The sequence below is a fragment of the Bacteroides sp. UBA939 genome (genome assembly GCF_002293435.1).
In the GTDB taxonomy this organism is placed as follows: domain Bacteria; phylum Bacteroidota; class Bacteroidia; order Bacteroidales; family Bacteroidaceae; genus Bacteroides.
The window spans coordinates 2357-8137 of record NZ_DBDF01000001.1; the positions used below are offsets into that span (position 1 = coordinate 2357).

4 protein-coding genes and 1 pseudogene are annotated in these 5781 nt (G+C 45.0%); all 5 read left to right on the top strand.

All coding sequences use genetic code 11. The annotated features are described in order from the left end of the window. Positions 1 to 380: 380 nt before the first annotated feature. On the top strand, positions 381 to 2183 hold the full coding sequence (ilvD, locus tag B2Z67_RS00015; protein ID WP_291527761.1) for a dihydroxy-acid dehydratase: 1803 nt from the start codon (positions 381 to 383) through the stop codon (positions 2181 to 2183). 184 nt (positions 2184 to 2367) lie between these two features. After that, a complete protein-coding gene (ilvB, locus tag B2Z67_RS00020) occupies positions 2368 to 4062 on the top strand; it encodes a biosynthetic-type acetolactate synthase large subunit (protein WP_291527762.1) in 1695 nt (564 codons plus the stop codon). 25 nt (positions 4063 to 4087) lie between these two features. Continuing rightward, a complete protein-coding gene (gene ilvN / locus B2Z67_RS00025; RefSeq protein ID WP_291527763.1) occupies positions 4088 to 4660 on the top strand; it encodes an acetolactate synthase small subunit in 573 nt (190 codons plus the stop codon). Beyond that, positions 4653 to 5402, top strand: coding sequence for an acyl-[acyl-carrier-protein] thioesterase (locus B2Z67_RS00030; protein ID WP_291527764.1), 750 nt, complete (start codon positions 4653 to 4655; stop codon positions 5400 to 5402). The genes ilvN and B2Z67_RS00030 overlap by 8 nt, the downstream gene beginning before the upstream one ends. Before the next feature lie 182 nt (positions 5403 to 5584). Then, positions 5585 to 5781 (top strand): annotated as a pseudogene (locus B2Z67_RS00035) (ketol-acid reductoisomerase); the annotation flags it as partial.

Consider the following 5781-nt stretch of genomic DNA (forward strand, 5'->3'; position numbering starts at 1 on the left):
CCGGATTGAGATTCCGTTTCGCTATACTATCATTCGTAGTATGAACTAATTATGAACAGCTGCTTAAGTGATAAAAAAGGACTTTAAACAGGCATTTTCTTACGATTAATCATATTTTTATCATTTTTTTCTTCAAATTGTTTGCAGTTTATAAAAAAGCCTTTACCTTTGCGGCATAAATAACAAGAACAGTAAAGTCAATTAAGTTATGAACCTACATACATCTATTAACCTGGCAGTCCTGCATATTATTCGCGTCGTGGTGGTGGCATCAAGATCGTGAGAAAGGTTGTGTATGTATTCGTATAGTAAGATATAAGTTTTGGAGCCTTTCTCACAATATGTGAGGAAGGCTTTTTAATTAAAAGAAGATTTGGAAAATGAAACACCAGTTACGCAGTTCACTCAGTACCCAAGGTCGTCGCATGGCAGGAGCCCGTGCGTTATGGATGGCAAACGGCATGAAAAAAGAGCAATTTGGGAAACCCATTATTGCAATAGTAAACTCGTTTACGCAATTTGTTCCCGGTCATGTGCACCTGCATGAAATCGGCCAGTTGGTAAAGAAGGAAATTGAGAAACTGGGATGCTTTGCAGCCGAGTTCAACACAATCGCCATTGACGATGGCATTGCTATGGGACACGACGGAATGCTCTATTCACTGCCTTCGCGTGACATCATTGCCGACAGCGTAGAATATATGGTGAATGCGCATAAGGCGGACGCGATGGTCTGTATCAGTAATTGTGATAAAATTACTCCGGGTATGCTGATGGCTGCCATGCGTCTCAATATACCTGCGGTATTCGTTTCCGGCGGACCGATGGAAGCAGGCGAGTGGAATGGACAACACCTTGATTTGATTGACGCCATGATTAAATCGGCAGATGAGAGCGTAAGCGACGCTGATGTGGCAAGTATTGAACAACATGCCTGTCCCTCCTGCGGTTGCTGTTCGGGTATGTTCACCGCTAATTCAATGAACTGTCTGAACGAAGCTATCGGTTTGGCATTACCGGGTAACGGCACGATTGTGGCCACTCATGCTAACCGTACGCAACTCTTCAAAGATGCCGCCAAACTGATTGTTGAGAATACATATAAATATTACGAAGATGGGGACGAAAGTGTGCTCCCCCGCAGCATTGCTACCCGTCAGGCTTTCCTGAATGCCATGACGCTGGATATTGCGATGGGAGGTTCAACCAATACGGTGCTTCATCTTTTAGCTGTGGCACACGAGGCGGAAGTTGATTTCAGTATGGATGACATTGATGCGTTATCACGTAAGACCCCTTGTCTGTGTAAGGTTGCTCCAAATACCCAGAAGTATCATATTCAAGATGTAAATCGTGCCGGAGGCATCATCGCTATTATGAGCGAGCTTGCCAAAGGCGGCTTAGTCGATACGAACGTGAAGCGCGTGGACGGTATGACATTGGCGGAAGTGACTGATAAGTACGACGTCACAAGCCCGAATGTATGTGAAGAAGCCCTCAAGAAATACAAAAGTGCGGCTGCCGGAAAGTTCAATCTGGTATTGGGTTCACAAGAGGTTTATTATAAGGAACCGGACGCTGACCGTGCCGGCGGATGCATACGTGATTTGGAACATGCTTATAGTAAGGATGGCGGTCTGGCAGTGTTGAAAGGTAATATAGCCCTGAACGGTTGTGTAGTAAAAACCGCCGGTGTGGACGAAAGTATCTGGAAGTTTGCAGGTACAGCCAAAGTGTTTGACTCGCAGGAAGCTGCCTGTGATGGTATTCTCGGCGGAAAGGTTGTCAGTGGTGATGTCGTCGTTATCACTCATGAAGGCCCGAAGGGAGGACCGGGTATGCAAGAGATGCTTTATCCTACTTCTTACATCAAGTCACGCCACTTGGGCAAGGAATGCGCATTGGTTACGGACGGACGTTTCAGTGGCGGCACATCGGGCTTGAGTATCGGACACGTTTCTCCCGAAGCGGCTGCCGGAGGTAATATCGGTAAAGTACAGGATGGTGATATCATTGAAATCAATATCCCTGAACGTTCCATCAACGTCAGGCTGACGGATGAAGAACTAACTGCCCGTCCTATGACACCCGTGACCCGTCAACGCGAAGTATCAAAGAGCTTGAAGGCATACGCAAGTATGGTAAGCTCGGCGGATAAGGGAGCTGTGAGATTAATAGATTAATTAATAAATATTTTAGGAAGCCGTGGCAAAAGTTTAAAATTACTATTTTTCATCCGCAGATGACACAGATAACACAGATTCTGTTTTAAATAAATCTGCGTAATCTGTGTCATCTGCGGATGAAAATATCTTTTTAATAGTCTACTTTACTTTGGGCATAGCCTCCTTAAGACATATAATAAACATGAAGAATATAATAACAGGCGCTGAAGCATTGATGCGTTCCCTGGAACATCAGGGAGTAAAGACTATTTTCGGATATCCCGGCGGTTCTATAATGCCGGTATTTGACGCCTTATATGATCATCGGGAGACATTGAACCATATTTTGGTTCGGCATGAACAGGGTGCTGCCCATGCGGCGCAAGGTTTTGCCCGCGTATCGGGCGAAGTTGGTGTTTGCCTGGTAACCAGCGGTCCCGGTGCAACGAACACTATAACAGGTATCGCTGACGCTATGATAGACAGCACACCTATGGTTGTTATAGCAGGACAGGTAGGCACGGGTTTTCTGGGTACGGATGCTTTTCAGGAAGTTGACTTGGTGGGCATTACGCAACCTATTACTAAATGGAGTTACCAGATTCGTAGCGCTGAAGATATATCGTGGGCCGTGGCTCGTGCTTTTTATATTGCCGAAAGCGGTCGTCCCGGTCCTGTAGTGTTGGACTTTGCCAAGAATGCCCAGGTGGAAAAGGTGGAATATGCTCCTGCGAAGTTGGATTATATTCGTAGCTATCTTCCTGTTCCCGAGATGGATGAAGACGCAGTGCGTCAGGCTGCCGAACTGATTAATAATGCCGAATGTCCGCTGGTTTTAGTAGGACAGGGGGTGGAACTGGGTAATGCGCAGCAGGAACTTCGCGCTTTCATTGAGAAAGCCGGGATGCCTGCCGGTTGTACTCTGTTGGGACTCTCGGCTTTGCCGACTGCGCATCCTTTAAATAAAGGTATGTTGGGTATGCATGGCAACCTCGGCCCGAATATCAATACAAATAAGTGTGACGTGCTTATTGGGGTGGGTATGCGTTTCGACGACCGTGTAACCGGCAAATTGGATACTTATGCCAAACAAGCGAAAATCATTCACTTTGACATTGATCCTGCTGAGATTAATAAGAATGTAAAAGTTGATATTGCCGTTTTGGGAGATTGTAAGGAAACGCTTGCCGCCGTTACGGCGCTTCTGAAGCCGGCTGTTCATCAGGATTGGCTGGATAGTTTTCTGACTTACGAGAAATTGGAGGAAGAAAAAGTGATCCGTCCGGAATTGCATCCGACAGGTAAATCACTGAGCATGGGCGAGGTTATCCGTGCGGTGAGTGAAGCTACAAATAATGAGGCTATATTAGTGACCGATGTTGGGCAGAACCAACTGATGTCGGCGCGCTATTTTAAATATAGCAAGGAGCGTAGCATTGTTACTACCGGTGGGCTGGGAACAATGGGTTTTGGACTACCGGCTGCTATTGGCGCTACTTTCGGTCGCCCCGACCGTACGGTATGTGTATTTATGGGTGACGGCGGTTTGCAAATGAACATTCAGGAGTTGGGAACCATTATGGAACAAAAGGCGCCCGTCAAGATGATTTTGCTGAATAATAATTTCTTGGGCAATGTACGTCAGTGGCAGGCAATGTTTTTCAACCGTCGCTATTCGTTCACTCCGATGCTGAACCCGGATTATATGAAGATAGCTTCCGCCTATGAAATACCTTCCCGTCGCGTTATGGCGCGTGAAGACTTGAAAGGAGCGATAGAGGAAATGATCTCGACAGATGGACCGTTCCTGCTGGAAGCATGTGTGATAGAAGAAGGTAATGTGTTGCCGATGACTCCTCCGGGAGGTTCGGTAAACCAGATGTTGCTGGAATGTTAAATGTTAAATCATAAATCAAAAAGTTATGAGTGATAAAACATTATATACGATAATTGTTCATTCGGAGAATTTTGCCGGTTTGCTGAATCAGGTAACGGCTGTGTTTACGCGTCGTCAAATCAATATCGAAAGCCTGAATGTGTCGGCGTCATCCATTAAAGGAGTACATAAGTACACCATTACCGCATGGACGGATAAGGATACCATAGAAAAGGTAACAAAGCAAATCAGTAAGAAAATTGATGTACTGCAAGCGAATTATTTCACGGATAGCGAGATTTATCAGCATGAGATAGCGCTTTATAAGATAATTACTCCTGTCCTGGAAGAGAAACCGGAAGTTTCGAAAGTAATTCGCAAACACAATGCGCGTATTGTGGAAGTGAATGCTGTCTTTGCCATTGTGGAAAAGAATGGTATAAGTGAGGAAATTACCAGTCTTTATGACGAATTGAGTATCCTTGACTGCGTGCTTCAATTTGTGCGTTCGGGGCGCGTGGCTATCACTACCAGTTGCTTTGAACGGGTGAATGAATATCTTGCCGGTCGTGAGGAAAAATATCGTCTGAAAAAAGAAAGGGAGCAGGACTATGAGTGAAAATAGTAAGATAGGAAAATATAAGTTTGTTGCTGAACCTTTCCATGTGGACTTTACCGGGCGGCTTACTATGGGTGTATTGGGTAACCATTTGCTGAATTGCGCCGGTTTCCATGCCAGCGACCGGGGATTTGGTATTGCCGAGTTGAATGAAGATAACTATACATGGGTACTTTCCCGTCTTGCTATTGAGTTGGATGAAATGCCTTATCAATATGAGGACTTCACCATCTGCACCTGGGTGGAAAATGTGTACCGCCTCTTTACCGACCGTAATTTTGCTTTGCTCGATAAGGACGGACGGAAGATAGGTTATGCACGTTCCGTATGGGCGATGATCAGCCTCAATACCCGTAAGCCTGCTGATCTGCTGGCATTGCACGGAGGCAGTATCGTGGACTATGTATGCGATGAACCTTGTCCGATAGGGAAGCCATCACGCATAAAGGTGAATTCTGCTGAACAGGCAGAAGCTCTGAAAGCCAAATATAGTGATATTGATATCAACGGCCATGTGAACAGCATACGCTACATTGAGCATATTATGGATTTGTTTCCGATAGAGATGTACAAAGAAAAGCGTATCCGCCGGTTTGAAATGGCGTATGTGGCCGAAAGTTACTACGGTGATGAACTTACTTTCTTTAAGGATGAACCGGAGGACGGAGTTTTTGATATTGAAGTGAAAAAGAATGGTGACGAAGTTGTTTGCCGCTCGAAAATAGTATTTACAGAGAAATGACATTTCTGTACTAACCTAATTCTCCTCTTCCTGGGAAGAGGAGTACCCGTAGGGGGAGGTGGTAGGTAAAATAGACCTGTTGTAAAGCTTAAACTTCATTTATTACATAATAAATACGAGAAATAATCAATTTAATTAATAACCGGCTGCCTGGGCAGCCAAACTAAAAACGAAAAAAGAAAATGGCACAATTAAACTTTGGTGGTGTTATCGAGAATGTGATGACCCGTGAAGAATTTCCTTTGGAAAAAGCACGTGAGATTTTAAAAGATGAAACAATTGCAGTTATCGGTTATGGTGTTCAGGGACCCGGACAGGCATGTAACCTGCGTGATAATGGTTTCAACGTAATCGTCGGACAACGTCCGGGCAAGACTTA